This is a genomic window from Anabaena sp. PCC 7938, assembly GCF_049315035.1.
Taxonomy (GTDB): Bacteria; Cyanobacteriota; Cyanobacteriia; order Cyanobacteriales; family Nostocaceae; genus Anabaena; species Anabaena cylindrica.
Genome location: NZ_CP186034.1, coordinates 3,822,017 through 3,846,370 on the forward strand (window position 1 = coordinate 3,822,017; position 24,354 = coordinate 3,846,370).

Here is a 24,354-nt window from a genome sequence, read left to right on the forward strand (position 1 = left end):
AAAACCTTAAGGGAAAGCGCCAAAACAACCAAAAGTCCGTGATAGGATTTTCTGGGTAAATGTGAAGATTGGGAGAAAACCTTTGACACTACGGGTTGCGGTTGTTGGTTCAGGCCCAGCTGGTTCATCTGCCGCTGAGACACTGGCAAAAGCTGGAATTGAAACTTACTTAATTGAGCGCAAGCTTGATAACGCCAAGCCATGTGGGGGAGCCATTCCTCTGTGTATGGTGAGCGAATTTGACCTACCACCAGAGATTATCGACCGTCGAGTGCGGAAGATGAAAATGATTTCGCCCTCAAATCGTGAGGTTGATATCAATCTGATAAATGAAGATGAATATATAGGAATGTGCCGTCGGGAAGTTTTGGATGGCTTCTTACGCGATCGCGCGGCCAAATTAGGCGCAATTTTAATTAATGCCACAGTTCATAAACTTGATATTCCCACAAATAACACCGACCCCTATACCATTCATTATGTAGACCATACTGAGACTGGAACTCAGGGAATTGCCAAAACCCTCAAGGTGGATTTAGTGATTGGGGCTGATGGGGCTAACTCCCGGATTGCTAAGGAAATGGATGCTGGGGATTACAATTATGCGATCGCATTCCAAGAACGCATTCGTCTCCCCCAAGACAAAATGGCCTACTACAACGACCTCGCCGAAATGTATGTTGGCGATGACGTTTCCACCGACTTCTACGCTTGGGTATTCCCCAAATATGACCACGTAGCCGTCGGCACCGGCACAATGCACGTCAACAAAGCCAAAATCAAACAATTCCAAGCCGGTATTCGCGCCCGTGCTTCCGAAAAACTAGCCGGTGGTGAAATCATCAAAATAGAAGCCCACCCCATCCCTGAACATCCCCGCCCTCGTCGCGTTGTGGGACGCATCGCTTTGGTAGGAGATGCAGCAGGTTATGTTACCAAATCCTCTGGTGAAGGTATTTACTTCGCAGCTAAATCTGGAAGAATGTGCGCCGAAGCCATTGTCGAAGCAGCCAACGGCGGCGCGAGAATTCCCACAGAAGGCGACCTCAAAGTTTACTTGAAGCGTTGGGATAAGAAATACGGACTCACCTACAAAGTGTTAGACATTCTCCAAAGTGTATTCTATCGTTCCGACGCTACCCGTGAAGCATTTGTAGAAATGTGTGGTGATATGGATGTACAGAAACTAACATTTGACAGCTATCTGTATAAAACCGTCGTTCCTGCTAACCCCATCACCCAACTAAAAATAACTGCCAAAACCATTGGTAGCTTAATTCGCGGTAACGCCCTCGCGCCCTAAATCTATTGTTGATCCAAATACGAAAATGTAGAGATGATGCAAAAAACGTCTCTACATTTTTTGTTATTTATGGCTCAATGTATGGGTGAGGTTTCCCCGCACTTGATTGTATTTTATCTGAGAACCGCTATAACTTAATTTACAGTAGAGGCAATTCATGAATTGCCCGTACTCGTATATAGGGAATTTAAGATACAATAAATTCAATCTCTAAATTTGGGTTTATATTATGATAACTACACTCATTGAACGAGAAGCAGAACCTATTTTAATTAGCGACCTCACCTGGAGAGAATTTAAAGCCGTTAAACAGCTAATTGAGTGTCCAGGGTTAAGGTTGTCTTTTTTAGATGGAGTTTTAGAGATTCGGAAAAACCCAGGTAAGAAATATCAAATTATCAAAGAAAGTATTGCTTCTTTACTAGAAATTTATTTAGAATTTTTGGAATTAGATTTTACTCCCACTGGTTCTGTCACCCTAGAGAGTGAATTTGAAAAAGTCAAAAAAGAAGGTGATAAATCTTATGAATTGGGAGAAAACAGAAAACGCCCTGATTTAGTGATTGAGGTAGTTGTTAGTAGTGGAGGAATTGATAAACTGGAAGCATATAAACGCTTGCAAATTCCTGAAGTTTGGTTTTGGATTAATGATGAACTATTGTTTTATAGTTTAGGAAAAGAGGGATATGAATCTGTTACTAAATCACAACTTTTACCTAATTTAGATGTGGCTTTATTAATGGGTTGTATTAATATAGAAAATCATGCTCAAGCACTGCGGGAATTTCGAGCAGGGATAAAAATTACATAACTATTTGTAATAACTCTCATCCTCAGAGAACTTAAAGATAATTCTAAAATCATAATCTTATAAAGAGTTTGTTAATTCCTCAATTAATTGGTCAGGAGTGAGAATTCGCGGTGAAATTACGGGGAAATCTTGAGGATTACGGGTAATAATCGCATCTAATTGATTGACTACCGCAGTAGAGTATTGAATGGCATCTTCAAAATCCTTAAAATTGGTTGTGAAAGCCATACTAATTACAGCCTGATTTACCGTAGCAATTTGACAGAAGGTAAGTATTTCTTGCAAAAACTCAATAGTTAAATCTCGACCTTTTTGTTTACGGATAATATAATAAAGGTCGCTAATGGTTGATGCTGAAATGTAGCCTTCTATTTGTCCCTGTTCAACAAATGCTAAAACTGTCTCACTATTAGTGACGTAAGGCTGTCGTTCCAGGGCAATATCTATAATTATGTTGGTATCAAGCAAGACTTTCACAGGTTATGTTTCTCCTTTAAATATTCCCATTTAGCTTGATCTGGATCAAAATCAGGTGGCGCAGGTTGAGTTTTTTCAAACCAGTTTTGCAAGGCTTTGATTTTAGTTCGTCTTCTAGGTGTTTCTGGTGCTGATTCACTTGCTGGGGTTGTGATATTATCAAGTGTCTCAGTAGCTTGCCAGACTATTACTTCCACATCTCCGGGGGGTAAATTCACCGATTCGGTAATCAGTAAGTTACCAGATTGATCAATTTTTCCTTTGAGTTTGTATGCTTGCATGATGTTCTTTATAAGACTCTGTTTCTATATTATCTTGCGTTAAGCAAAATTCAATTTTCATTTTTATAAAATTTGTCTGATTTGAGCTAAAGCTCTTTCTCCAGAAATTGGCTCAACGATATGATTACGTATTTCATCCCGGCGTTTTTTAGCTTCTGTGTTCCAACTGTTTTGGATATTTTCATCAATATCAGATTCTAGACTTTTAATTAGTTTTTCTACTAAAAATACTCTGCTAGAGCTGGGTAAAGACAAGGCTTCCTGAATTAATTCTTCAACTGATAGCATAATTATTTATATTCTCTGTAAATTGAATTGAGAATAGGCACAAATAAAGACTTTATTCACAAGCTATTTTATCATTCTTCCTATGGAAATATCATATTGTTGAAACTGAAATCTAGCCTTGTATTTGCCTTTGTTCAACAAATGCTAAAACTGTCTCGCTATGAGTGACGTAAGGCTGTCGCTCTAGGGCAATATCTATAATTATATTGGTATCAAGTAAGACTTTCACAGATTATGTTTCTCCTTTAAATATTTCCATTTAGCTTGGTCTGGATCAAAATCTGCTGAAACGGGTGGGGAATTTTCAAATAAACTCAAATAAATATCTATATACTCTGTGGATAAGTTTTCAATTGAATTAATAATTTATTTAAAATCATCATAGAATATCTTCTAAATTAAACTCTAATTTTATAATATAAAAAAACTGAACTTAGTAAAGTTATGTTACTAAATTCAGGTATTTGTTGATAATTTAGGTTTACGATTGTCTAATCAAATAATTTACGTATTTCATCATTATTCATTCTTCCACCAAACTCTTTAATTACTTCCTCTGTAGCTTCTTCAATATTTTTACCATCTAAGAGAAGTTCTTCAACTTCCTCTGTAGCTTCTTCAATAGTTTTACCACCTAGAAAATCAATCTCTGGATGATTCAAGGATTTTTTTTGTTCTGAATCGGACATATAAATACTCCCAAGACAGTAATACAATGTAAATACTATATTACTAAATAGTAAACCCATTTGCAATAAGCTGCTGGTGCTGGGTTTAAATTTGTCAATAGTTCAGTCCAACTATTTATTCAACTTAGTATACTTGAGCAAAGCTGCTTCGCTAAAACCGTAATCTCTATTTTACAAAAATTACAACCCTTATTGATTTTTACAGATTAAAGTTAAAATTCATCAATAACTTTATCTTCTCGAATTTCTTGTTTTACAGTTAAATCCGACTTTTTACCAATCTTATCACCTAGAAAAATGTAAATAAGACCAAACATACGATTAAATAAATAATCAACCTGTGAGCTTGAAGTGATAGGTGTTTTTCCTAATCCTGTATGTCTGATAATAAATTTATTATCACCGATATCATTTAATTCTTTACAATCATTATGAAGAACTTCGCGCATTTTTTCCTGGTCAGAAACTTTTTCTAAACGTATTTCTACAGATTTTTTTTATTTGACGGATCATCTAGCGTTCTTATTCTTTCCCAAGCATCCCATAGCTCTTTCAATGATTCTTTACGTATATTCAAATCTGGATCAAGATATTTTATTCTAGCCGTTTTAAGGAATGAATCCAATATTTCATCATTTGTTTGAAAAATAGAATTATTTAATTTATCTCTTAAAAAAGGAGGAGATAAACGATTAATTTGTCCATCTTCTTGTAATTCAAAAGCTATACGATTTCGTTCAAATAACCTATTTACTTGATCACGAAACTCCTTTTGTCCTTCTTGTTTATCAAAACTTAAATCATGGTGTTCGTAGTGAGGATGATTCTCAAATTTTACTGGTTTCGATATATGTTCATGGCAAAATTCTATGAACTCAAGAATAGTTAAAGTTAGAGGTGTATCTAATTCAGTTAGCGGAAATTTAAAATTTGCAAAATGACCCCAAATGGCTGAATTCATCCTTGAAATGTTAGTTGTATATATTTGATCATAAGAATTAGGATAATCAGGACATCTTTCAGGAAAGGCTTGAGCAAAATATTCTTCATCAATCAAGTTATTAATTAAAGCTATTAATCCTCCCCAAACATTATCATTAATTTCATGTTCAATTCTTGGTTTTAATCCAAATTCTCGTTCTCCAAAATAAAGATTGCTCATGATAATCCTTTAATTCAATAAAGTCAAAGTTTCAATTATTTTAACATGGGTAGCCTTTAAGTTTAAAAACTACCCAGAAATTTACATACAATCCTTGAGATTAAAACTTATCCAAGGAATTTGTTTAAAAAAATTCTGAAGTTCCTCCAATATCTTAATAATTTCCTCAATACGTTCTTTTGAATCCATTTCAGGAGAAGTTATTTCCCGCAAATGATCAAGATATCTTTGCCAGTCTTTTTCAACAGCATCAGCACCTTGATTAAAGCTTTTAGTGGTATCCTGCCAAAATTCATCAATTCCATTTGCAAATTTATCATTTATATTTTGTTCTTGGAAATATTTAACTGTCTGCTTTGCTAAACGTTTTTGCCAAGATTCTCCAAATAAACTCCATGCAAGTGAAGCTAATGTAGCAGCTATACCAATACCCAGAACTATGGGACCACCAATAGTTGCTATGAAAGCTATGACAGCAGCAGTACCTCCACCAATACTAATACCCAATGCTGATAGTAAACTCACTAATTTAGCTACTAAAATATAACCTCCAAGATTGCCTAAACTAGCAGCCCAAACTGCTAAAGCTCCATAACTACCTAAACCTGCTAAACCCACCCAAAAAAGCACCTTTAGTATCAAATGGTATTTCCATAGATGTATCAAAATTTGGGAGTTTTAATAACGCCTCTTGATATGAACCCAGAAAATCTTCAATTGCAGGTGTTAACTTATCAGAGTTTAATTTAATGGTTTTTTCTAATTCATGTTGAATCTTTCCAATTAAATAACCAGAAATACCCTCTTTAGCCTCTTTTTTATCATCATACTGATTACGAATAATTCCTTCAACAGCATCAATAGTGAGTATCTTATTAGTGTACTCTTTGAAAGAAGTGTGAGTATCTTTTTTTAAGTTAGTGATAAGTTTGAGTACATTATCACGTTTTTCTTGAGTTTCCTTTTTACGAGTTTCTTCATTCTCTTTCAATGCTTCTAGCTGTTTACGTCGTGAATCTATATCATCAAGAGTCTTTTGATAAGCCTCTATTCCTTTAGTACATTTATCTATATTAGCTTCTTTGATTGCATTGATTTCTCTTTCGAGACGAGACATTACTGTTTGAGGTAAAAATTCCCCTACTAATTTAGTAAAGTCATGAAATAAACCTTGACATCTATCAGGTCTTTCTGCCCAAAATGTAAAGAATCTTGTTTGTAAATCTTGCTGAGAAATATCACGATTTATTAATTTTCTACGATTCTTTAAAACTCCTTCGTTAAGTTGTTTATAGAGTCTTCTAGCAGCACCAATTGGAATTTTTTGAAGTTGCTCATTAGAAATACTAGGATCAGCATGAGTAGCAACAATAAATAAATTTCCCAATGTAGGAAAATTCTTACATTCATTTTCTGGAGCAGGAAGTAAACTTAATAAATTACTAAGCCGTAACATATCCTGACCATTAATATGTCCTTTTGCTGGTGAAGCATATATCACTATATCTGCTATTTGTGCCGCACTATTAGCCTTTTCTACATCTTTGGAAACTTCATCAGGTTGATCTGAAAAACCAGGTAAATCTATTAAATTACAAGCTTTCAAAAGAGGTGAATTGATGTAAACTACCGCAGCATGAGCAGCTATATCTTCATTTTCTCCATGTACACCATACTTTTGTAAAACTTCAAAACTTCCTGATTGAATACAATATTTTTCAAAACGTTCTTCGTCATCTAAAAGCAAAAAATCCAGAATTAGTTTACCTTTTTCATCTTTGAGCCAAAAATCATCATTGACAATTAATACATCATCTTCACACCATTGAGGACGATCTTCAACATGACGCACAAATGTAATAACTCTTGTTGCTGGTTGATAACCAACAGGCAAATTTTTAGTACCTAACATAGTGTTTGCTAGATGCGATTTACCTGCGTCGAAACCTCCTGTTAATACTAAATTCGGTTTTTTTCGGTAGCGTTTCAGTTGTTTTTTTAGGTCGTTAGGAGTATTTAGAGGTGTTGGTATATCCAGCTTATCTATAGGAGGAGTAGAATCAATATACTGATCAAGTAAATTTAGTCTACGATAAAGCTCTGTATATGGAGAACCGGGATCAATACCTTTTAGAGGTTGTATAAGTGGTGACATCAATATTTGCAGCCATTGTACTAAAAGCTCTTGTGAAACAGTAGCAGGTGCTTTTTCATAAGCATCAACTTCTTCCGTATAAATACCCAAGGCATTAGCAATATCTACTTGCTGCATTCCAGCTTTTTGACGATATCCTAGTAAGTCAATATTCATTTTTGTATTTCTGATTTACTAAATAACGGTATAAAATAACTTAGTATAATTATAGTAAATATACAATAGTATTAATACTGGAAGAAACAAATACTTTTTTCAATGCAAACCATAATGATTATCCTCTCTCAATAGTCACTAAAACAACTTTTTAAAATGAAAACAGACAGCATATTTTACCGATTATTTCAAGAAATACCTAGCATATTTTTTGAACTGATTGCTAACTCTCCCCAACTAGCAGAACTTTATCAATTTTCATCAGTTGAAGTCAAACAAACAGCCTTGAGAATAGATGGAGTTTTCTTACCTAACCAAAATACAGATAACCCCATCTACTTTTTAGAAGTACAATTTCAATCAGATAAGGATCTCTACCATAGACTTTTTAGCGAAATATTTCTTTACATCCGCCAAAACAACCCCAAAAATCACTGGAGTGCGGTAGTTATCTATCCAAACCGCAGCATAGATACACAAGATATTAAGCATTATCAAGAATTCTTCACCAGCCAACGAGTCAGAGTTATTTATCTCGATGAATTAGGAGAAACAACATCTTTACCCATTGGTATTGCTACAATAAAACTAATCATCGCTAACCCAGATAATTCCATTACCCAAGCCAGAGAATTAATCACCAGAACTAAACAAGAGATAGATTCTCAATTTCAACAGCAACAAGTCTTACAAATCATCGAGACGATTTTAATTTACAAGTTTCCAAGAATGAATAGGGAGGAAATAGAAGCCATGTTTGGATTAAGTGAGTTAAAACAAACCCGATTTTATCAAGAAGCAAAAGAAGAGGGTGAACGCAAAGCTAAATTAGACGCAGTTCCTGGTTTGATAACATTAGGTTTAACTAGAGAACAAATCGCACAAGTTTTAAATTTAAGTTTGGAAGAAATTAGCGAGATTGTCCAACAACAGAATATCAACACAAAGGAAAAATAAAATAGATAAAGACGAGGAATAATACCAAATAGGTGATAAATTTATTCCTCAATACTTTTTAGATACCTCTGTTTTACGTTTTCTGCTACTAACTCAGTTTCTGTGCTTGTATAACCTGCAAACTACCACCAGCATATAAACTAGGTTCACCTACCTCAAAACCATTTTCTGTTAACAAAGCAGGTAAATCAGTTTTTAACAACTCCCAAGCAGTCTCCGTTTCAAATAACCAGAAAAACACCGATAAACCTGGCCAAAAGATGGGATTTGTTGGTGAGTGAAAATCTACCAACGTAAATACACCCCCTGGCTTTAAAACCCGATAAACCTCTTGAATGATTTTTCGCAGTTGTTCAGGCTGCATCTCGTGTAAAGCGGCACTGGTATGAATGACATCAAATAAATGATCTGCAAAAGGCATATTTTCTGCAAAAGCTTCTATATAAGTAGCATTCGGCACATTTCGCCGCGCCCGTTGCAGAGACAATGGGGAAGCATCCAGCCCTGTAACATTTTGTGATAATTTCACCAAAAATTCTGTTGTTTGACCACTACCACAACATAAATCTAGAACTTGAGTATCTGAATTTAGTGTTAAACCTTGTAAAGCAAGTTGGCGGAAACGACCTTCACCACCCACACTTAAGGCGGCTAAACGCGATATGCCATCATATAGCCATTGATAGCGATAACTCCAGTCTCTTAAAATAGTTGCCATTACATCTTTCCTACCGATAAAGCTTTATATTTAATTAAAGATATATTGTTAACATTAGTAAAAAATCTGAAAGGTTGGGGGAAAGTAACTGCTATGGGTCGTGTAGGCGTATTATTACTCAATCTCGGAGGCCCCGATAAATTAGAAGATGTCGGGCCGTTTTTATATAACCTGTTCTCTGATCCCGAAATTATTCGTCTACCCTTTCGCTGGATGCAAAAACCTTTGGCTTGGTTTATTGCTACACGACGAACTAAAACATCTCAAGAAAATTATAAGTATATCGGTGGTGGTTCTCCATTACGGCGGATCACAGAAGAACAAGGGGAAGCACTGAAAGCACAACTAAATGCTTTGGGGAAAGAAGCGAATATTTATGTGGGAATGCGTTATTGGCATCCTTACACAGAAGAAGCGATCGCACAACTGTCTCAAGACAACATTGAAAGTCTGGTGATTTTACCACTTTACCCCCAATTTTCTATCAGTACTAGTGGTTCCAGTTTCCGACTCTTAGAACAACTGTGGCGCGAAAACCCAAAACTGCAACCGCTGGAATACACCGTCATTCCTTCCTGGTACAAACAACCAGGCTACCTGCAAGCAATGGCGGAATTGATCATTCAGCAACTGAATCAATACCCTGATCCTGATCAAGTGCATATCTTTTTTAGCGCCCACGGCGTTCCTAAAAGCTATGTTATCGAAGCAGGAGATCCTTATCAACAAGAGATTGAGGAATGTACTCAGTTGATAATGCAAACCCTAAATCGCCCCAATGCCCACACCTTAGCTTATCAAAGTCGTGTCGGTCCCGTGGAATGGCTACAACCTTATACTGAAGATGCCCTCAAAGAACTAGGTGCAGCAGGTGTCAAAGATTTAGTCGTTGTACCTATCAGCTTTGTTTCAGAACACATCGAGACACTGCAAGAAATTGATATTGAATATCGGGAAATAGCTGAAGAAGCAGGAATTCACAACTTCCGTCGTGCCGCTGCTCCCAATACGCATCCGGTATTTATTAAAGCACTAGCAGACTTGGTAATTGAGTCACTGGAAAAACCTAGCCTCAAATTATCACAAGTCACCCAGATGAAAAAAAGGGTGAAAATGTACCCTCAAGAACGTTGGGAATGGGGTTTAACAACCAGCGCCGAAGTCTGGAATGGTCGAATTGCCATGCTAGGTTTTATTGCTTTGATCATTGAGTTGATTACTGGTCAAGGCTTACTACACGCGATCGGACTTTTGTAAAAATAGCAAGGCAGAAATTTTAATTATTCACACAATAGACTAAAATCCCCCGGAACTCAATACTTGTCGGTTAAGCTCAAAAAAATGAAATCGCGTAGGTTGGCTTGAACGATAGTGAAACCCAACAAATACTTGCAAATGTTGGGTTTTGTTCCATTGCTCCGCGAACGTTTACGTTCCACAACCAAACCTACAAAAATTCTAAAACCTAAAATTGACCAATAATTCCTTGATGCTACAAACCCCCAGATTTAAGCATGGAATTAATGGAAAATCCAAAATTCAAAATTGTCTGACTAGAGACGACGATTTTGCCAGTACCACTGATACCACTGTTTAGCGCTATGAATTGCAAACCAGAGGAGGATTAAGGCAATTAATCCTCCTTGCCAGGGAGCATCAACGGCAAACAGCACCAGTAGAACACACAACATATCTTGAAGAAAAACTGCCCACAAAGGCAAGCCACGCAAGCGATAAAACCAACCTAATTGAACTAGTTGGAGTACCAAAGCCAAGGAACCACCAATACAAGCAATTATCCAGCTTGGCATTGCTGTTGCTGAGGCAACGGCTAATCCCATAATTGCCCCTACTATGGGAGACAAAAATAACTGAATCTGTTGTACTATTCTTTGCCCACTTAGCCTTTTGGAGGCAAATAGCTCAAATAGTGACCAACTAGTGAGTAAGCAGATTAATACATAAGGTGAAATACGTGATAACAGCGGAACTTGAGACCAGAGGTTGCTGCCTTGTAACAACCCAATGATGAGCAAGGGTGTACCTATTCTCAATCCAGCAGCGGCAGCAGCAGAAAGCGTGGCGAGAATTTCAATCATTGGAATATCCCTATTATGAATAAAGGAGCAGAAGAGAGTTGTGAATATTTAGTCTTATTGAGAATAATTGTTGTACAACACTGGTATTAACTAGTCTGTACATAGTAGATGCATTTTTAATGTTATATATATACAGTTATAATTCATACTTATCATATTTGTGTAGATTTTAGGAGCAATTTTAAGTTTTAGAGGAGTATTCAGGTTAGAAAATACTCCAAATCTCTAACTTTGCATAAAAGGGGGATGATTTCTGTCACGCAGAGGCGCAGAGACACAGAGAGTTTGAAGTTTCAATGTCAAGAATCCAGGAGTCAGAATTATTACCTGATTAGAGATAACATGAGAAGCTTGGTTTTTTCCTTCTAGTTCGACTCCTGAATCCTGAAATTTAAATACCCAGTCGTTGATAAACCTGATCTAAATGTCTGAGATGCTGCTGTGGGTCGAAACAGGCATCTATTTCTGTTGGTGATAGCTTTTCGGTGACACGGGGATCTTTGTTAATCAAATCGCGGAAATTACCTTCTGGTTTGTTCCAAGCTTTGTGGGCGCTTTGTTGGACGATCGCATAAGCTTCTTCCCGGTTGAGTCCTTTGTTGATCAAAGTTAGTAAAACTCTTTGGCTGAAAACTACACCACCGTAGCAGTTGAGATTCCGTTCCATGTTCTGGGGATAAACCAGCAAATTTGTCACCAAGTCGGTGATTTCATGCAGCATAAAGTGGGTCAAAATGCAGGCATCTGGTAAAACCACCCGTTCGACGGAACTGTGAGAAATATCTCGTTCGTGCCATAAAGCGACATTTTCTAAAGCTGCACCTGCATGACTTCTTACTAATCGCGCCATCCCGGTGAGTCGTTCGGAACGAATGGGATTGCGTTTGTGTGGCATAGCACTAGAGCCTTTTTGACCTTTGGCGAAAAATTCTTCAACTTCCAAAACGTCGGTTTTTTGGAGATTGCGGATTTCTACAGCAAAGCGTTCAATGGATGCAGCAACTAAGGCTAACTGCTGCACATAATCAGCATGAATATCGCGGGAAATAACCTGTGTGGAAGCAGTATCGGGTTTGAGTCCGAGCTTTTGACAAGCGATCGCTTCTACACGCGGTTCAATATTGGCATAAGTTCCCACCGCACCGGAAATTTTACCCACAGCGATGGTTCCCCGGAGAATTCGTAAGCGTTCTTGGTGTCGCAACACTTCCGCTAACCAACCGGCTAACTTAAAGCCAAAAGTCATGGGTTCGGCGTGAATACCATGCGATCGCCCAATCATAACTGTATAACGGTGTTCTCTAGCCTTGTGGCGAATTGCCTGAATTAAATCTTCCAGGCATTGCAACAATAGATCCAAACTAGCAACCAATTGTAGTGCCAAAGCCGTATCTAGCACATCCGAACTAGTTAAACCCAAATGAATATAGCGTCCCGCCTCACCTACATATTCATTGACATTAGTTAAAAAGGCAATCATATCATGGCGAACTTCTGCCTCAATTTCTAGCACCCGCTGGGGGTCAAAATTCGCCTTGGCTTTAATCTCTGCAACTGCTTCTGATGGAATATAACCCAATTGAGCCTGTGCCTCGCAAACAGCAATTTCTACTTGCAGCCAGGTTTGTAGCTTATAGGCTTCATTCCAAAGATTGCCCATTTCGGGCAAAGTATAACGCTCAATCACATTCGGGCATATAATACAACCGTCATATTTTACATTTTAATTAGGGTATCTCATTTGTTCCTTCCGCTTTTTGCTCATCAATAGGAGAATGATTTTGAGACTTAGAGTGGATGAGACTGAATATTCCAACTTGAAAACATTGAGTATCAGGTAGAAGGGAGGAGAGCTTTAAGCCTGTTAATTTTGATTCGTATAGTTGTAATTATGCAGATTTACTGAGCTATGTAGATAATTTTTAAAACACCTTAGCTAATTTGACTACTTATCCTTAACTTTTACTTAAAGGCTGGGTGCTAAGATCTAATTCGTTCTCTTACTCAAACCTAAACTATTCCTAAGTATATATTTCTCAAACCCTATTATTGTCTGCAATCTTGAGAGTGTGATCGCCTTTCCTATCGTCAATCCAGCATTCGACTGAGCGATCGCCTAAACCTACGCGTAGCGTCTCATCTTTGCACAAAATAACGTAAGCATAATGCAGCTTAAGTAAAAATTAATTGATTTGATTAAGCAAAAAGCATCAATGCCGCTAAAAAACTTGAAATTATAATTTTGCGTCATCAAAAGATTTACCAGTCTGTTTTATAGCGGTACGCACGTGAATGAAATACATCATAGCCCCCTCCCCGTAAGCGATGAACCAGCGCTATGGGCGGGTTTTCCACTGTAGGCGACTGGTGTAAAGCCCTGCGGGCATGGCTGCGCTTACCGCGTAGCGTGCCGGAGGCATCACCTGAAGGGGTTGGGAGTGGGGTCATTGTATCTCACTCCACCGAAAATCGCTATAGGAATGCTAACCGGAGTAATAACGCGGATGTTAGTAACCATCAGACAATTTTAGATTTTCAATTGATTCCATCAATAAATCTGGGGGCTTCTACCATCAAAAAATCATTGGTCAATATTACATCAAAGGATAGTAAAAATGCTGGCTATGCATAGCATAAAAAATGCTGATGAATTGAACCTAAAGCTAGATTCAAGCTTGCAAGAACTACCAGTTTGGACGGTTCAAATCGAGCTAAATTATCCAGGAAATGCATTAGCTAAACTTTTTGAGCAAGAGCCTTTACTCCCTGGAATCATCTTGACTAAAAATCAGCAATGTGTAGGCATGATTTCACGACGGCTGTTTTTTGAGCAAATGAGTCATCCCTATGGTTTAGGACTATTTTCTGGTCGCCCTATCGAATATTTATACGATTTTCTGAAGCCAGACATATCTACCTTACCAGAAGATGTGCTGATTATGGAAGCGACCCAAATAGCATTAGAACGCTCATCTAAAAACGTCTATGAGCCAATTTTAATCACAGATAAATCTTGTCAGTATGGAGTTCTTGATTTCCATCAGTTACTGTTAGCTTCATCCCACATCCAGGCTCTCACACTGGCTAGATTACAAAAAGAAAAAGAGCGTGCCAGAGCCGCACACGCAGGATTTCGTGACCTCCAGCACAACTATACCCGGCTACTACAAAATGAAAAAATGATCGCTTTGGGACAAATGGTGGCAGGTATAGCCCACGAAATTAATAACCCCATGAATTTTATCTATGGCAATCTTAACTATGCTAGTGAATATGTACGAGACCTGATCAATATACTAAAATGTTATCAACAGGAACAGTCTTACTCTGATGTAGTATCACAAGCAAAAAAGCAGGGTGTTGAAGTAGAATTTATTATGGAAGATTTGCCCAAATTGTTATCTTCTATGAAAGTTGGTGCTACCAGAATTAATGAAATTGTTTTATCTTTACGAAATTTTTCTCGATTAGATCAAGCAGACATTAAATCTGTTGATATTCATGAAGGTATTGAAAACACATTAACAATTCTCCAACATAATATAAAAGCTAAACCTGATCGTCCAGAAATTTCAATAATTAAAGAGTATGGCGAACTTCCTTTAGTCGAGTGCTATGCAGGACAAATGAATCAGGTATTTATGAATATAATATCTAATGCTATTGATGCTTTATCTGAAAGTTATAAACTCTCTAATTGCAGTGATGAAATAACCGAAAATACTCAAAAAGATATCAAAATTTATATTCATAGTGAAGTAACTGATGATAATCAAATAATGATTAGCATTGCTGATAACGGACTGGGAATACCGGAGGGTATACAAAAACGTTTATTTGATCCATTTTTTACCACCAAACCTGTGGGTAAAGGAACTGGATTAGGATTATCTATCAGCCATCAGATTGTAGTAGAAAAACATGGTGGTCAACTTTACTGTATATCTAATCCGGGAAAAGGTTCAGAATTCATCATTAAAATTCCCATTTTTCTAGACAAAAAATTGCTTTAATAAAAACTTTATACCAAGTTATATATTACGTAATCTTAGTTTTTAACTCCAACAGTTTAACCCTCTTGTCCCACATTGAGACAATCCCATCACTCTCAGTTTCAGAATCAAGCTTTGACAATGATTGTTTAAAAGTGACACAAGAGAATTAATTACCAACATTTTTAGTTGATGCTACAACTTGCAGCAAGTTCTACATTTAAGAAAGTTCCTGATTTGGGTGTAATTGAACGTAACTGCTGGATAAAAGCTTTAAATTTGGCATCAGTTACACCGAACCCAATTTCAGCACAAGCAGATAACCCACCTTCTTTCGGAATAGGACCACCTTCTCTTGGGCTATATACAATAAATTGATCAACAGTACCAGTCCCAACTGCAAACCCAATCACTTGGCGAACTGTTCGCAAAGCAGCATTATCTAATGCACCACCAATACTACCAACACTGATATTAACTGCACGGCTTTCAGCTAATGCCGGCGCACTCATCGACAATATTGCTCCGACAATCATCAAACTGCTCAATTTCTTCATTTTGTCTTCTCCAAAGAATTGAAAAACTAATACAGAGGTTTAGTTGCTTACTAATTAACACACGGGCATTATCTTCAGATAATGATTTATTAAAGCAGGATTTAAGAAACAGCTTTTTAAAGAAAAATTTAACTGCAAAAGTATTATTCACACACAATAAATATTTTCGCGTGCTTCAAGGATGCGCGAACCAATAAGTATTCTTGCTTTACGTTACCTTTAGAATTAAGGTTTCATAACATTGAAACCCTTACAGTCATAGGATTTTACAACTCTTAACGAATCTGGGAATCGCTGAAATGGCGCAAAATCGTTTCAAAATGAGAATTGCTGATTTTAAATCATATAAAGAAAAATAAAATTGTAACAAAAACTACAAAATTGTCATATTTTTCAAAAATAAGGGTAAGCTAATCCATATAAATCCGGCTCGCGAAGACACCGCGACAAGGGGAAAATCTTATGGTTTCAACATCACTACCATCACTAGCAAGTCACTCTCCTGCTTACATTTGCCCTTATGACCAAGCTTGTAGCTACCTAGAATGGGCAGGTAAAGAATTAAAATTAGATCCAGGTTTATTAGAAATCCTCAGCCATCCTCGTAAGGTGGTGACAGTTTCCATTCCCGTGAAAATGGATAATGGAGAGATCAGAGTTCTCCCCGGTCATCGGGTACAGCATTGTGATATTTTAGGCCCCTATAAAGGGGGTATTCGTTATCATCCAGCTGTGACTCTGCGGGAAGTTTCAGCTTTAGCCATGCTGATGACTTGGAAATGTGCCTTGCTGGGTATTCCCTACGGTGGCGCTAAAGGGGGAATTCCCATAGATCCCAAACAGTACAGTCTTGGAGAATTAGAACGAATTAGCCGTCGTTATATCAGTGAATTAATTAAAGATATTGGACCCTCGGTAGATATTCCCGCGCCTGATATGGGTACTTCTGCCCGTGAAATGGCGTGGATGATGGATACTTATTCTGTTAATGTTGGTCATTCTGTACCGGGTGTGGTCACTGGTAAGCCTATTTCTATTGGTGGCTCACTAGGTCGGGAAATGGCTACTGGCAGGGGTGTAATGATTATTGTGCGTGAAGCGCTGGCAAATCAAGGTAAATCTCTTGCAGGTGTGCGAGTTGCTATTCAAGGTTTCGGTAATGTTGGTGGTGCTGCTGCTGAATTATTACACCAAGAAGGAGCAAAAATTATTGCTGTTTCTAGTGGTGCTGGAGGTGTATTTTCAGAAACTGGTCTTAATATTCCGGCTTTGAAAGCCTACGCTGCTGAAAACCGCAGAAGTGTAGTAGGTTTCCCCCAAGCTACACCAATTAGTAATGCAGACTTACTAACTTTACCTTGTGATGTCTTGATTCCAGCCGCATTGGAGAACCAAATCACTGAGGAAAATGTTCATCAGATACAAGCTCAGTTTATCGCTGAAGCTGCTAATGGCCCAGTAACCCTGGAAGCTAACCGGGTTCTAGAAGCGCAGGGTGTGACGGTTTTACCGGATATTCTGGCCAATGCTGGTGGTGTGGTAGTCAGTTATTTGGAATGGGTGCAAGGACTTTCTTACCTATTCTGGGATGAGGGACGTGTTAACCGAGAAATGGAGCATTTGATGGTCAATGCTTATCATCGTGTGGTTAAACAGTCACAATCCCAAGGGGTAAATTTACGGTTAGCAGCTTACACTTTGGGCGTTGGTAGGGTGGCTCAAGCTTTGACTGACAGGGGTTTATATCCTTAGATTTTATGACTCACAATTTTTAGGACTAAGAGGTAAAAATATTAAAAATAAATATTTTTACCTCTTTATTTTTAAGGATGCGTTATTTAACGGTAAGTAGAAAACTGTCTGACATTACTAACTTCAGTTATCTCTCTATAGTTTCTGACCTCTTCAAATACCAAGCTTTCCTCACGTCTGCTGGTTGAATCATAGCGGATTTGAGTGACAAATTTTAGGTCTGATCTCGATAAGTCAAGATTACCTATTCGCAGTTTATTGAATTCTATTACTTCTGGTTGTAAAGAGTATCTTCCTGCTCTTTGCTCAATCAATCTTGAGCCTGTGCTGTTGTAAAATTGCACCCAACGATTGTTTTGTAAAGCATATACTGTGTAGACTACATTTGCATATCTAGTAATTGGTTTTTCTAGAATATTTAGTTGCAAAACTAAGCCTCTTTGGTTGGAATTAACTAGTCTGCCAAATTGTAGTAAGCCGCTCCAGCCGTTGTTACGAAAAGCTTTTGATGAGTTACGATTTTGCTCTCTGCCATATCCTTGTCTACGACGATAGTCATCGTCATCATCACGTCTGCGATTATTATATTGACGATCATAGACTGTTTGAGTGTTAGTTGATGTGCTGATATTGGTAAACTGTCTAACGCTACTAATTTCAGTAACCTCTCTGTAGTTTCTGATATCTTCAAATACTAAGCTTTCTTCACGTCTGCTGGCAGAATCATAGCGAATTTGAGTGACAAATCTCAGGTCTGACTTCGATAAGTCAAGATTACCTAGCCGCAGTTTGTTGTATTCTATTATTTCTGGTTGTAAAGAGTATCTTCCTGCTCTTTGCTCAATTAATCTTGAGCCTGTACTGCTGTAAAATTTCACCCAACGATTATTCTGCCGAGCATACACAGTGTAGACTACATTTGCATATCTAGTAATTGGTTTTTCTAGAATATCTAGCTGTAAAATTAAGGCTCTTTGCTTGGAATTAACTAGCCTTCCTGATTTCAGTAAACAACTCCAGTCTTTGTTCCGAAAAGCTTTTGATGACTGATAACGTTGTTCATTTCTGCGATAGTTGTTCTTACGATCATCATCATCATCATCATCGTCATCATCATCATCATCATAACGTCCGCGACGATTATTGTTACGATCATCATCGTCATCGTCATCATCTCCAGCAATCAAAAAAGTTGACTTTTTCATTCCGCTCAACGGATTTGAGAATGAATTAGTTCCTGGTTCTGTTAGTTCAAGATGTTGACTTTGTAAATTCTGTTCTACTTGGGTTGTTAAGGAGAAAACTGGAGAGGGGAGAGCAACGGTAGCTAAGACAGAGATACTAGTAACTGTCAAAACACCTTGACGAAAAAACTTGAATGAAGGTTGAGGTAACATGGGAATCCTTCTGTGACTTGACTTTTCAAATGGTCTACTGAGTCTTTATTGGAACGACAGAAGGTAAAAGAGATAAGTTCCCAAGTTTGTGTAATTTTCTACAATTGCTATCAGTCGCAAGTTGTTCTATAGTAGTCACCGTCTGAGTTGAATTGCGTGAAGATATAGTGTTTTTCACTAAGCGTGATATACAAAATTACCCCTCCTCAACCCTCCCCTTGGTAAGGCGCGATAGCACGAGTGGGGTGTATTTCATGAGCTTGGGAATTGCCATATAGTGTTTCTCTGTCAAATGCAATACAATTGAGGACTAAGAAACCTTACTTCTACAGACTTTGTAATTGAAAACTATGCTTCACTGATCTGAAAACCAAAATTTTATAACCCGTTACAATAAGCAAAACTCCGTCATAGCTGTTGTGATTTTGCTACGACGGAGAAGGAAGAAATTGAAACATCAAGATGAAATGCTTACGCTACAAGGGCAGAAAAAAGTAAAAATGAAGACTTAATTTACCTTTTACCTTTGCTTTCTCCCTCGATGTTTCCTACTGTGCTAGATGTACTAAATATATCGGTTTTTATTTTTGGCGAAAGTATTAAAATTATCAATTTTGATGTATTAAAATGTACAATTGTTGAAAATCAATCATTCAATGGTGTGATTTTGTGCCTATTTACAAAGCTTTTGCGAGATTCTATATAAAAAATTAAATTTATTCCAATACTATTGAATGATTAAATTATGCAAGTAGATTTATTTTTTCTACAAGTTTTATGGGTGGGTATAGGTTGTCAAAAAGGCATTTCTTACCACTTAATTAATGCTGCTATTGAGAAAATTTTTCGAGAATATCAACTTGCTGATACTGATATAGCGGGTATTGCGACTATTGAATCTAAAGCGTTGGAAGTTGGTTTAAGGGAATTTTGTCATATCCATAATTTTCCTTTAAAAACTTTCACAGCAGAATTTTTATCTAGTGTCTGTGTTCCTAACCCTGCCAAAATTGTTGAAGGGTTAGTAGGAACACCGAGTGTTGCCGAGGCATCTGCTATTCTGGCTGCTAAGGAAATTGCTGCCGACGGTGTGAGGTTATTAGTCCCGAAGCAAATTTTTCGCTTACCAGGAGAATCAGGTAGTATCACGATAGCTGTTGCTCAAGGGATTAGGGGTTTTATTTAGAGACTTCTAAATAAAAAATATCCCAAAATTTCTTGTGGTGTAGGCATTCTCACCTTCTAAGAATAGAAGGACGGGCAGGATGCCCATCCCACAAGATTGGATCATCTATTTTGTGGAGTTCTCTTAGGATTTATAGTAGTTTTAAGCTGTTGTGCATTTAATTTGTATAAGTCTGGCGGGCAAGATGCCCACCCCACAAGATTTAAACATTTTAGGATTGTCAAATTTAGGTGCTTAACAGCTTACTAATTTTATATAAAGTCGCGCTAAATAAATATTGTAGAGACGTTTGTGGGGATTCTCGACTCTACATTAGCAATTCAATCAACTACTCTCAGAAAATAGTTAATGAGACTAGAAACAATGGAAAGCACGATAGAACCGAGAAAAGCAGGTACAAAACCCTGAATCTCGAAACCGGAACCTGGAGTGATAGCGCTTGCCAGCCAAAGAGTTAAAGCGTTGATGACAAATGTAAATAAACCAAATGTAATTAAGGTAATGGGAAATGCTAACAAACCTAAAATTGGACGGATAATGGCATTCACTAAACCGATGACTATGGCGGCAAGCAGGGCAGCTACAAAAGTTTTGATGATGAATCCAGGCACGATTTTAGCGGTAATTAATAATGCTACCGCAGTACCAAGCCAAGTGAATAAAAAGTTTTTCATATCAATGTTAAGTAGTTGTGGAGAATAAATTATCTAGTTAGGGGAAAGAATGAAGCGATTTCATTTGTGTTTAAATGACATTTTCGATTCAGTCTGAGGTTATTGGGGCAATCGTCGCACGAAAGCTTCCCAAGTAGCGCCACCAGCTATGCCATCTGGTTGTAAACCATAGCGGGTTTGAGCGGCTTTGACTGCTGCTTCAGTTGTGACACCAAAGTCTCCATCTATACGACCTTTCAAAAATCCCAGGTTTTGGAGTAGTTTTTGCAACTTGACTACTTCTGAACCGCTGTTACCTAAACGCAAAATTGGCCATCCTTCTGCGGTGTATTGAATGATAGGATTTTGCTGTTTAGTGGGAGTGGGCTGAAAGGGTGTGTTGGGCTTATTGCGGATGGTCGTGCTTTGTCTTGAGGGAATCGGTTTCTGTACAGGTGTGTTATTAATTTTGGGGATTCTATAGGATTGGGTAGGAACTGTAAAACTGTTGACTGAGGTAGGTTGGGTAGGGGCTAAGGGGATATTGGTAGCAACGGTTGATACATTAGGAAAAAGTTTTTGCCAGGTGACAGCATCTACTACTCCATCTGGATTTAAGCCAGCTGCTTGCTTAAACTGGGAAACAGAGCTGGCTGTCCCTGCTTGATAAATGCCATCTATTGCACCTGTGTAAAAGCCTAGAAGTTTGAGTGCTGCTTGAAGTTCAGAAACACGTTCGCCTTGGCTACCAAGTTTTAAGGTGGGACGGTTAATAGTGTTTGTATTGAATTGGGCAATTTTTGCTGGTACTGGGATTCCTACGGGTTGCTGAGTATCAGGTACACGCTTTGTGGATGCGATCGCTCTGACAGCAGAGGAACCGATTAGTGCAGGTATTGCAGTACACAAAAACAAGTAATACAAATGATTTGGTTTCAAGTAGTTAGAGATACTTGTTGTCAGGTGGCCGTTCATAAAATTTACGTGCAATCTTCTGTTGTTGATCTTACAGCTATGCGATCGCTCTAGAACATGATGACATTTCCCATAGCCCGCTAAATAACTGATTTAATTGCCTCTTCTTGACCTACTAAAGACAAATATGGTTCCTGTAAATACTGTTTAGCCGCTGTCATCGCTAACTTAGCACTGACTTTGTTGATCATTTCGGCAAATTCTTGGTCAAATGCTATTCCTAAGCCGAGAATTTCATACCAGCCATATATTTGAGCAATTTGTCCGTTAGTTTGCTTACCCAATGCGTACTGACCCAGTATTTTATTTTTAGCTGTTTGCAGTGCATCTGCGGTGAGTTCAGTGGTGCAGAGTAGTTCTACTTCTTGGCGTAGTCCTTGGAGTGCCACACTGGTATTTTCGGGTGCAGTTCCCATATAAACGATAAATGAGGCTGGAAATAGGCGTGTGGAGTAAATTGCAGAGACTTCGTAGGCTAAACCCCGCTTTTCCCGTAATTCCACAAACAAGCGGCTAGAAAGACCATTTCCTAGGTAGGTAGACAGTAATTTGAGGGCAGCATATCCTGGAGCGCTCACTGATGGCCCCATATAACCTAACATGACGATTGATTGCTGTGTATTTAAAGGTTTGAGGCAAGATTTTGGTGTGACAGAAATTCCCGGTAAGTCCAGTATATGGCGTGGTTGGGCTGGAGGCAGCCAATCACCAAAGACTGCTGTGACTAACTCTAGGGCTTCTGATGGTTTAATCCGTCCAGCAATACTAATTACCACATTATCTGGACGAAAGTGAGTTTGGTGAAACTGTACCAAGTCTGCACGGGTGATACTATTGAGAGTTGATTCATGTCCTAAAACTGACATGGAATATGGATGCTCTTGGTACATTGCTTGCCGGATTTGCTCAAAAGCGAGGCTAAAAGGTTGTTCTTTTTGAGAGCGAATATCTTGTAATGCTAACCGGCGTTCTAGTTCGACTTGGGTTTCGGGAAATGTGGGCGATCGCAATAACAACCCCGATAATGCTAAAATTTCTGCAAAATCTGCACTCACCGTCTTTAAGGACAGTAAAAAATAATCCGTACCCGCATCTGTACTTAAACTTGCCCCTACAGACTCGACTTTTTCGGCAATTTCTAAACTAGATAAACCATCACAACCCTTAGTCATTACCGCTGATAGCAAATGTGCTAACCCAGATTGTTCTCTGCTTTCGTAACAACTACCAGCACGCACAAAAATGCGTCCGGCAATAATATCCGCAGCTTGATTTTCTGCCACCAAGACAACAATACCGTTCGGTAATACGGTGCGATGGATAGAAGAGTTAGAATTATTTATAGTTTGCATTCTTTAGTCAAAAGGTTGATGGTTAATGGTCAATAATCAAAAGTCACAAGCTTTTATAGCTCATGACTAAGTGGTTAATGACTAATAGGGTTTAATAACAGTAACCGCGTAATTCTGTAGTGAAAGGTACTGCCGTGCTAATTGTTGTAGTTCTTGAGCATCAAAGGACTGAATTATCTGGGGATAAGTAACGGCTAATTCAGCTTTGGCAATGGTATTGTAATAACCATAAAGTGAAGAAAGCTGATTAGGCGCTTCTGTAGAAAAAGCATATTCATTACACAATGATCTACAGGTGCGGTTAACTTCTTGTTCACTAATACCTATAGTTTGCAAGTCATACAAATGGTTACAAATTAAAGACTCCACGCGCTCTAAATATTCTGGCTCTAACCAAGCAGTAATTGTGAATAAACTTGATTCCCGTTGCAGAGAAAAATTACTACAAATTGCCTGTACCAATTGCTTTTCTTCCCGTAAATCATGAACTAAGCGAGAAGTTCTTCCTTCTGCTAGTAACACCGAAAGAAATTCTAAACCATGATTTGTACGGAGTTGTTCTACCCCAGGTGCTATCCACGCCATCATTAACCTAGCTTGCTCTAGCCTTGGTAAAATAAACTCTTGACGGCGAATTCCTGTAATTACTGGTTGTATTATTTTCTGAGATGGGGGACAATTAGAGCCACCATTAAAATCTGAAAAGTTGCGATTTACAAGTTCCCAAGCTGGTTCTTGAGCAATTCCCCCCACAATTACCACCGTCATATTTTCCGGTTGGTAGTGAGAACGATGAAAACAGCGCATTGCTTCTGGCGAATGCTGCATCAATTCTTGTTCAGTACCTAACACAGAACGTCCATAAGGATGATCTTGATAGACGTTTTTGAGCAGCGATTCAAATCCTATCCAATCAGGATCATCAGCGCATGAGCGAATTTCCTCTAAAACTACGTCCCGTTCGCGGATAAATTCATCGTCGGGAATGGACGCATTTAGCAGGAGTTCGCTTAATTGTGGTAAGGTATCCGCTAAGTAAGAGGTAGCTGTAGTCAGAGAGTAATGGGCATAATCATGACTTGTCGCCGCATTACTCACACCACCCATCTTTTCAATGTTATAATCGAACTCCCCAGGGGGTAAGGTGGCTGTACCTTTAAAAATCATGTGTTCTAAAAAGTGAGCCATTCCGAACCAAGGTTCAGGCTCTAAAGTGGCTCCAGCACGAACCCAAACATCAGACACCACTACAGGGGTAGTAGGAATCTCCTGATGAATAAAAGTCAAACCATTGTCTAGGTGAAGAACCGAGGCTGGAAACACTGTTTTAGTTAGGTATTTTGTCAATTTTTTGTAGCTTCAACCACAATTTAGACCAATTTTGTTATCTTAAC

General features: G+C 38.1%; 25 protein-coding genes. 7 read left to right on the forward strand and 18 right to left on the reverse strand.

Translation table 11 applies throughout. From position 1 onward, the window contains the following. Positions 1-82: 82 nt before the first annotated feature. On the forward strand, positions 83-1,303 hold the full coding sequence (gene chlP, locus ACOWPH_RS17470; RefSeq protein ID WP_015216653.1) for a geranylgeranyl reductase: 1,221 nt from the start codon (positions 83-85) through the stop codon (positions 1,301-1,303). A 229-nt stretch (positions 1,304-1,532) separates the two neighbouring features. Beyond that, the gene (locus ACOWPH_RS17475) at positions 1,533-2,114 is read left to right on the forward strand and encodes a Uma2 family endonuclease (RefSeq protein WP_015216654.1); all 582 of its coding nucleotides are present in this window, start codon (positions 1,533-1,535) and stop codon (positions 2,112-2,114) included. A gap of 57 nt (positions 2,115-2,171) precedes the next feature. On the opposite strand, the gene ACOWPH_RS17480 is transcribed toward ACOWPH_RS17475, so the two are convergent. The 9 genes from ACOWPH_RS17480 to ACOWPH_RS17520 all read right to left on the reverse strand — a co-directional run bounded on the left by ACOWPH_RS17480 (position 2,172) and on the right by ACOWPH_RS17520 (position 7,283). After that, a complete protein-coding gene (locus ACOWPH_RS17480; RefSeq protein WP_015216655.1) occupies positions 2,172-2,591 on the reverse strand; it encodes a type II toxin-antitoxin system VapC family toxin in 420 nt (139 codons plus the stop codon). Next, a complete protein-coding gene (locus tag ACOWPH_RS17485) occupies positions 2,588-2,872 on the reverse strand; it encodes a hypothetical protein (RefSeq protein WP_015216656.1) in 285 nt (94 codons plus the stop codon). Before ACOWPH_RS17485 ends, ACOWPH_RS17480 begins: the two co-directional genes overlap by 4 nt. Positions 2,873-2,935: 63 nt before the next feature. After that, entirely contained in the window at positions 2,936-3,160 is a 225-nt protein-coding gene (locus ACOWPH_RS17490) for an addiction module protein (RefSeq protein WP_015216657.1), read from the reverse strand. Between the two features lie 112 nt (positions 3,161-3,272). Further along, the gene (locus ACOWPH_RS17495; RefSeq protein WP_242043099.1) at positions 3,273-3,389 is read right to left on the reverse strand and encodes a PIN domain-containing protein; all 117 of its coding nucleotides are present in this window, start codon (positions 3,387-3,389) and stop codon (positions 3,273-3,275) included. Between the two features lie 262 nt (positions 3,390-3,651). Then, positions 3,652-3,849 carry a hypothetical protein gene (locus tag ACOWPH_RS17500; protein WP_015216658.1) on the reverse strand — a complete coding sequence of 66 codons (198 nt, stop codon included), beginning with the start codon at positions 3,847-3,849 and terminating at the stop codon, positions 3,652-3,654. A gap of 212 nt (positions 3,850-4,061) precedes the next feature. Further along, positions 4,062-4,298, reverse strand: a complete 237-nt coding sequence (locus ACOWPH_RS17505) for a hypothetical protein (protein WP_042465348.1) — start codon at positions 4,296-4,298, stop codon at positions 4,062-4,064. 35 nt (positions 4,299-4,333) lie between these two features. Further along, positions 4,334-5,011: an AbiJ-NTD4 domain-containing protein gene (locus tag ACOWPH_RS17510; RefSeq protein ID WP_042465351.1), complete on the reverse strand. Its 678-nt coding sequence runs from the start codon at positions 5,009-5,011 to the stop codon at positions 4,334-4,336. Positions 5,012-5,092: 81 nt separating this feature from the next. Beyond that, positions 5,093-5,641 carry a hypothetical protein gene (locus ACOWPH_RS17515; RefSeq protein WP_422665601.1) on the reverse strand — a complete coding sequence of 183 codons (549 nt, stop codon included), beginning with the start codon at positions 5,639-5,641 and terminating at the stop codon, positions 5,093-5,095. Then, on the reverse strand, positions 5,607-7,283 hold the full coding sequence (locus ACOWPH_RS17520; protein WP_422665602.1) for a dynamin family protein: 1,677 nt from the start codon (positions 7,281-7,283) through the stop codon (positions 5,607-5,609). Before ACOWPH_RS17520 ends, ACOWPH_RS17515 begins: the two co-directional genes overlap by 35 nt. Positions 7,284-7,478: 195 nt before the next feature. Here ACOWPH_RS17520 and ACOWPH_RS17525 point away from each other — a divergent pair, with 195 nt between their 5' ends. Further along, positions 7,479-8,279 carry an Rpn family recombination-promoting nuclease/putative transposase gene (locus ACOWPH_RS17525; RefSeq protein WP_015216660.1) on the forward strand — a complete coding sequence of 267 codons (801 nt, stop codon included), beginning with the start codon at positions 7,479-7,481 and terminating at the stop codon, positions 8,277-8,279. Positions 8,280-8,367: 88 nt separating this feature from the next. Here ACOWPH_RS17525 and ACOWPH_RS17530 read toward each other — a convergent pair whose 3' ends face one another. Then, positions 8,368-8,997, reverse strand: a complete 630-nt coding sequence (locus ACOWPH_RS17530) for a class I SAM-dependent methyltransferase (protein ID WP_015216661.1) — start codon at positions 8,995-8,997, stop codon at positions 8,368-8,370. A 93-nt stretch (positions 8,998-9,090) separates the two neighbouring features. Here ACOWPH_RS17530 and hemH point away from each other — a divergent pair, with 93 nt between their 5' ends. Further along, positions 9,091-10,254, forward strand: a complete 1,164-nt coding sequence (gene hemH / locus ACOWPH_RS17535; RefSeq protein ID WP_015216662.1) for a ferrochelatase — start codon at positions 9,091-9,093, stop codon at positions 10,252-10,254. A 296-nt stretch (positions 10,255-10,550) separates the two neighbouring features. Here hemH and ACOWPH_RS17540 read toward each other — a convergent pair whose 3' ends face one another. Both ACOWPH_RS17540 and purB read right to left on the reverse strand, forming a co-directional pair. Next, positions 10,551-11,096, reverse strand: coding sequence for a DUF4126 domain-containing protein (locus ACOWPH_RS17540; RefSeq protein ID WP_015216663.1), 546 nt, complete (start codon positions 11,094-11,096; stop codon positions 10,551-10,553). Positions 11,097-11,487: 391 nt separating this feature from the next. Continuing rightward, positions 11,488-12,783, reverse strand: a complete 1,296-nt coding sequence (gene purB, locus ACOWPH_RS17545; RefSeq protein ID WP_015216664.1) for an adenylosuccinate lyase — start codon at positions 12,781-12,783, stop codon at positions 11,488-11,490. A gap of 928 nt (positions 12,784-13,711) precedes the next feature. On the opposite strand from purB, the gene ACOWPH_RS17550 reads away from it, so the two are divergent. Further along, positions 13,712-15,109 carry an ATP-binding protein gene (locus ACOWPH_RS17550; protein WP_015216666.1) on the forward strand — a complete coding sequence of 466 codons (1,398 nt, stop codon included), beginning with the start codon at positions 13,712-13,714 and terminating at the stop codon, positions 15,107-15,109. Positions 15,110-15,273: 164 nt separating this feature from the next. Here ACOWPH_RS17550 and ACOWPH_RS17555 read toward each other — a convergent pair whose 3' ends face one another. Further along, positions 15,274-15,645 (reverse strand): hypothetical protein, encoded by a 372-nt coding sequence (locus ACOWPH_RS17555; protein ID WP_015216667.1) that lies wholly within the window; start codon positions 15,643-15,645, stop codon positions 15,274-15,276. Positions 15,646-16,107: 462 nt separating this feature from the next. Here ACOWPH_RS17555 and ACOWPH_RS17560 point away from each other — a divergent pair, with 462 nt between their 5' ends. Then, positions 16,108-17,397 carry a Glu/Leu/Phe/Val family dehydrogenase gene (locus tag ACOWPH_RS17560; RefSeq protein WP_015216668.1) on the forward strand — a complete coding sequence of 430 codons (1,290 nt, stop codon included), beginning with the start codon at positions 16,108-16,110 and terminating at the stop codon, positions 17,395-17,397. Positions 17,398-17,483: 86 nt separating this feature from the next. On the opposite strand, the gene ACOWPH_RS17565 is transcribed toward ACOWPH_RS17560, so the two are convergent. Further along, positions 17,484-18,794 (reverse strand): hypothetical protein, encoded by a 1,311-nt coding sequence (locus ACOWPH_RS17565; RefSeq protein ID WP_015216669.1) that lies wholly within the window; start codon positions 18,792-18,794, stop codon positions 17,484-17,486. Between the two features lie 745 nt (positions 18,795-19,539). Between ACOWPH_RS17565 and ACOWPH_RS17570 the strand changes: the two genes are divergently transcribed. After that, positions 19,540-19,980, forward strand: coding sequence for a cobalamin biosynthesis protein (locus tag ACOWPH_RS17570; protein WP_015216671.1), 441 nt, complete (start codon positions 19,540-19,542; stop codon positions 19,978-19,980). 320 nt (positions 19,981-20,300) lie between these two features. Here ACOWPH_RS17570 and ACOWPH_RS17575 read toward each other — a convergent pair whose 3' ends face one another. From ACOWPH_RS17575 to ACOWPH_RS17590, 4 genes are all read right to left on the reverse strand, one after another. After that, complete coding sequence (locus ACOWPH_RS17575; RefSeq protein WP_015216672.1) at positions 20,301-20,654, reverse strand: phage holin family protein; 354 nt, start codon at positions 20,652-20,654, stop codon at positions 20,301-20,303. Between the two features lie 99 nt (positions 20,655-20,753). Continuing rightward, a complete protein-coding gene (locus tag ACOWPH_RS17580; RefSeq protein ID WP_015216673.1) occupies positions 20,754-21,608 on the reverse strand; it encodes a peptidoglycan-binding domain-containing protein in 855 nt (284 codons plus the stop codon). A gap of 80 nt (positions 21,609-21,688) precedes the next feature. Next, positions 21,689-22,960 carry a M16 family metallopeptidase gene (locus ACOWPH_RS17585; RefSeq protein ID WP_015216674.1) on the reverse strand — a complete coding sequence of 424 codons (1,272 nt, stop codon included), beginning with the start codon at positions 22,958-22,960 and terminating at the stop codon, positions 21,689-21,691. Between the two features lie 81 nt (positions 22,961-23,041). Next, on the reverse strand, positions 23,042-24,283 hold the full coding sequence (locus ACOWPH_RS17590; protein WP_015216675.1) for a M16 family metallopeptidase: 1,242 nt from the start codon (positions 24,281-24,283) through the stop codon (positions 23,042-23,044). Between the last annotated feature and the right edge of the window lie 71 nt (positions 24,284-24,354).

What these genes read in the sequence shown, in the direction of transcription:
- ACOWPH_RS17580 (WP_015216673.1), bottom strand. Translation starts at nt 21,608, where the DNA reads ATGAACGGCCACCTGACAACAAGTATCTCTAACTACTTGAAACCAAAT.
- ACOWPH_RS17555 (WP_015216667.1), bottom strand. Translation starts at nt 15,645, where the DNA reads ATGAAGAAATTGAGCAGTTTGATGATTGTCGGAGCAATATTGTCGATG.
- hemH (WP_015216662.1), top strand. Translation starts at nt 9,091, where the DNA reads ATGGGTCGTGTAGGCGTATTATTACTCAATCTCGGAGGCCCCGATAAA.
- ACOWPH_RS17485 (WP_015216656.1), bottom strand. Translation starts at nt 2,872, where the DNA reads ATGCAAGCATACAAACTCAAAGGAAAAATTGATCAATCTGGTAACTTA.
- ACOWPH_RS17575 (WP_015216672.1), bottom strand. Translation starts at nt 20,654, where the DNA reads ATGAAAAACTTTTTATTCACTTGGCTTGGTACTGCGGTAGCATTATTA.
- ACOWPH_RS17525 (WP_015216660.1), top strand. Translation starts at nt 7,479, where the DNA reads ATGAAAACAGACAGCATATTTTACCGATTATTTCAAGAAATACCTAGC.
- ACOWPH_RS17520 (WP_422665602.1), bottom strand. Translation starts at nt 7,283, where the DNA reads ATGCAGCAAGTAGATATTGCTAATGCCTTGGGTATTTATACGGAAGAA.
- ACOWPH_RS17560 (WP_015216668.1), top strand. Translation starts at nt 16,108, where the DNA reads ATGGTTTCAACATCACTACCATCACTAGCAAGTCACTCTCCTGCTTAC.
- ACOWPH_RS17540 (WP_015216663.1), bottom strand. Translation starts at nt 11,096, where the DNA reads ATGATTGAAATTCTCGCCACGCTTTCTGCTGCTGCCGCTGCTGGATTG.
- ACOWPH_RS17475 (WP_015216654.1), top strand. Translation starts at nt 1,533, where the DNA reads ATGATAACTACACTCATTGAACGAGAAGCAGAACCTATTTTAATTAGC.
- ACOWPH_RS17505 (WP_042465348.1), bottom strand. Translation starts at nt 4,298, where the DNA reads ATGCGCGAAGTTCTTCATAATGATTGTAAAGAATTAAATGATATCGGT.
- ACOWPH_RS17570 (WP_015216671.1), top strand. Translation starts at nt 19,540, where the DNA reads ATGCAAGTAGATTTATTTTTTCTACAAGTTTTATGGGTGGGTATAGGT.
- ACOWPH_RS17510 (WP_042465351.1), bottom strand. Translation starts at nt 5,011, where the DNA reads ATGAGCAATCTTTATTTTGGAGAACGAGAATTTGGATTAAAACCAAGA.
- ACOWPH_RS17585 (WP_015216674.1), bottom strand. Translation starts at nt 22,960, where the DNA reads ATGCAAACTATAAATAATTCTAACTCTTCTATCCATCGCACCGTATTA.
- ACOWPH_RS17490 (WP_015216657.1), bottom strand. Translation starts at nt 3,160, where the DNA reads ATGCTATCAGTTGAAGAATTAATTCAGGAAGCCTTGTCTTTACCCAGC.
- ACOWPH_RS17565 (WP_015216669.1), bottom strand. Translation starts at nt 18,794, where the DNA reads ATGTTACCTCAACCTTCATTCAAGTTTTTTCGTCAAGGTGTTTTGACA.
- ACOWPH_RS17500 (WP_015216658.1), bottom strand. Translation starts at nt 3,849, where the DNA reads ATGTCCGATTCAGAACAAAAAAAATCCTTGAATCATCCAGAGATTGAT.
- ACOWPH_RS17550 (WP_015216666.1), top strand. Translation starts at nt 13,712, where the DNA reads ATGCTGGCTATGCATAGCATAAAAAATGCTGATGAATTGAACCTAAAG.
- ACOWPH_RS17530 (WP_015216661.1), bottom strand. Translation starts at nt 8,997, where the DNA reads ATGGCAACTATTTTAAGAGACTGGAGTTATCGCTATCAATGGCTATAT.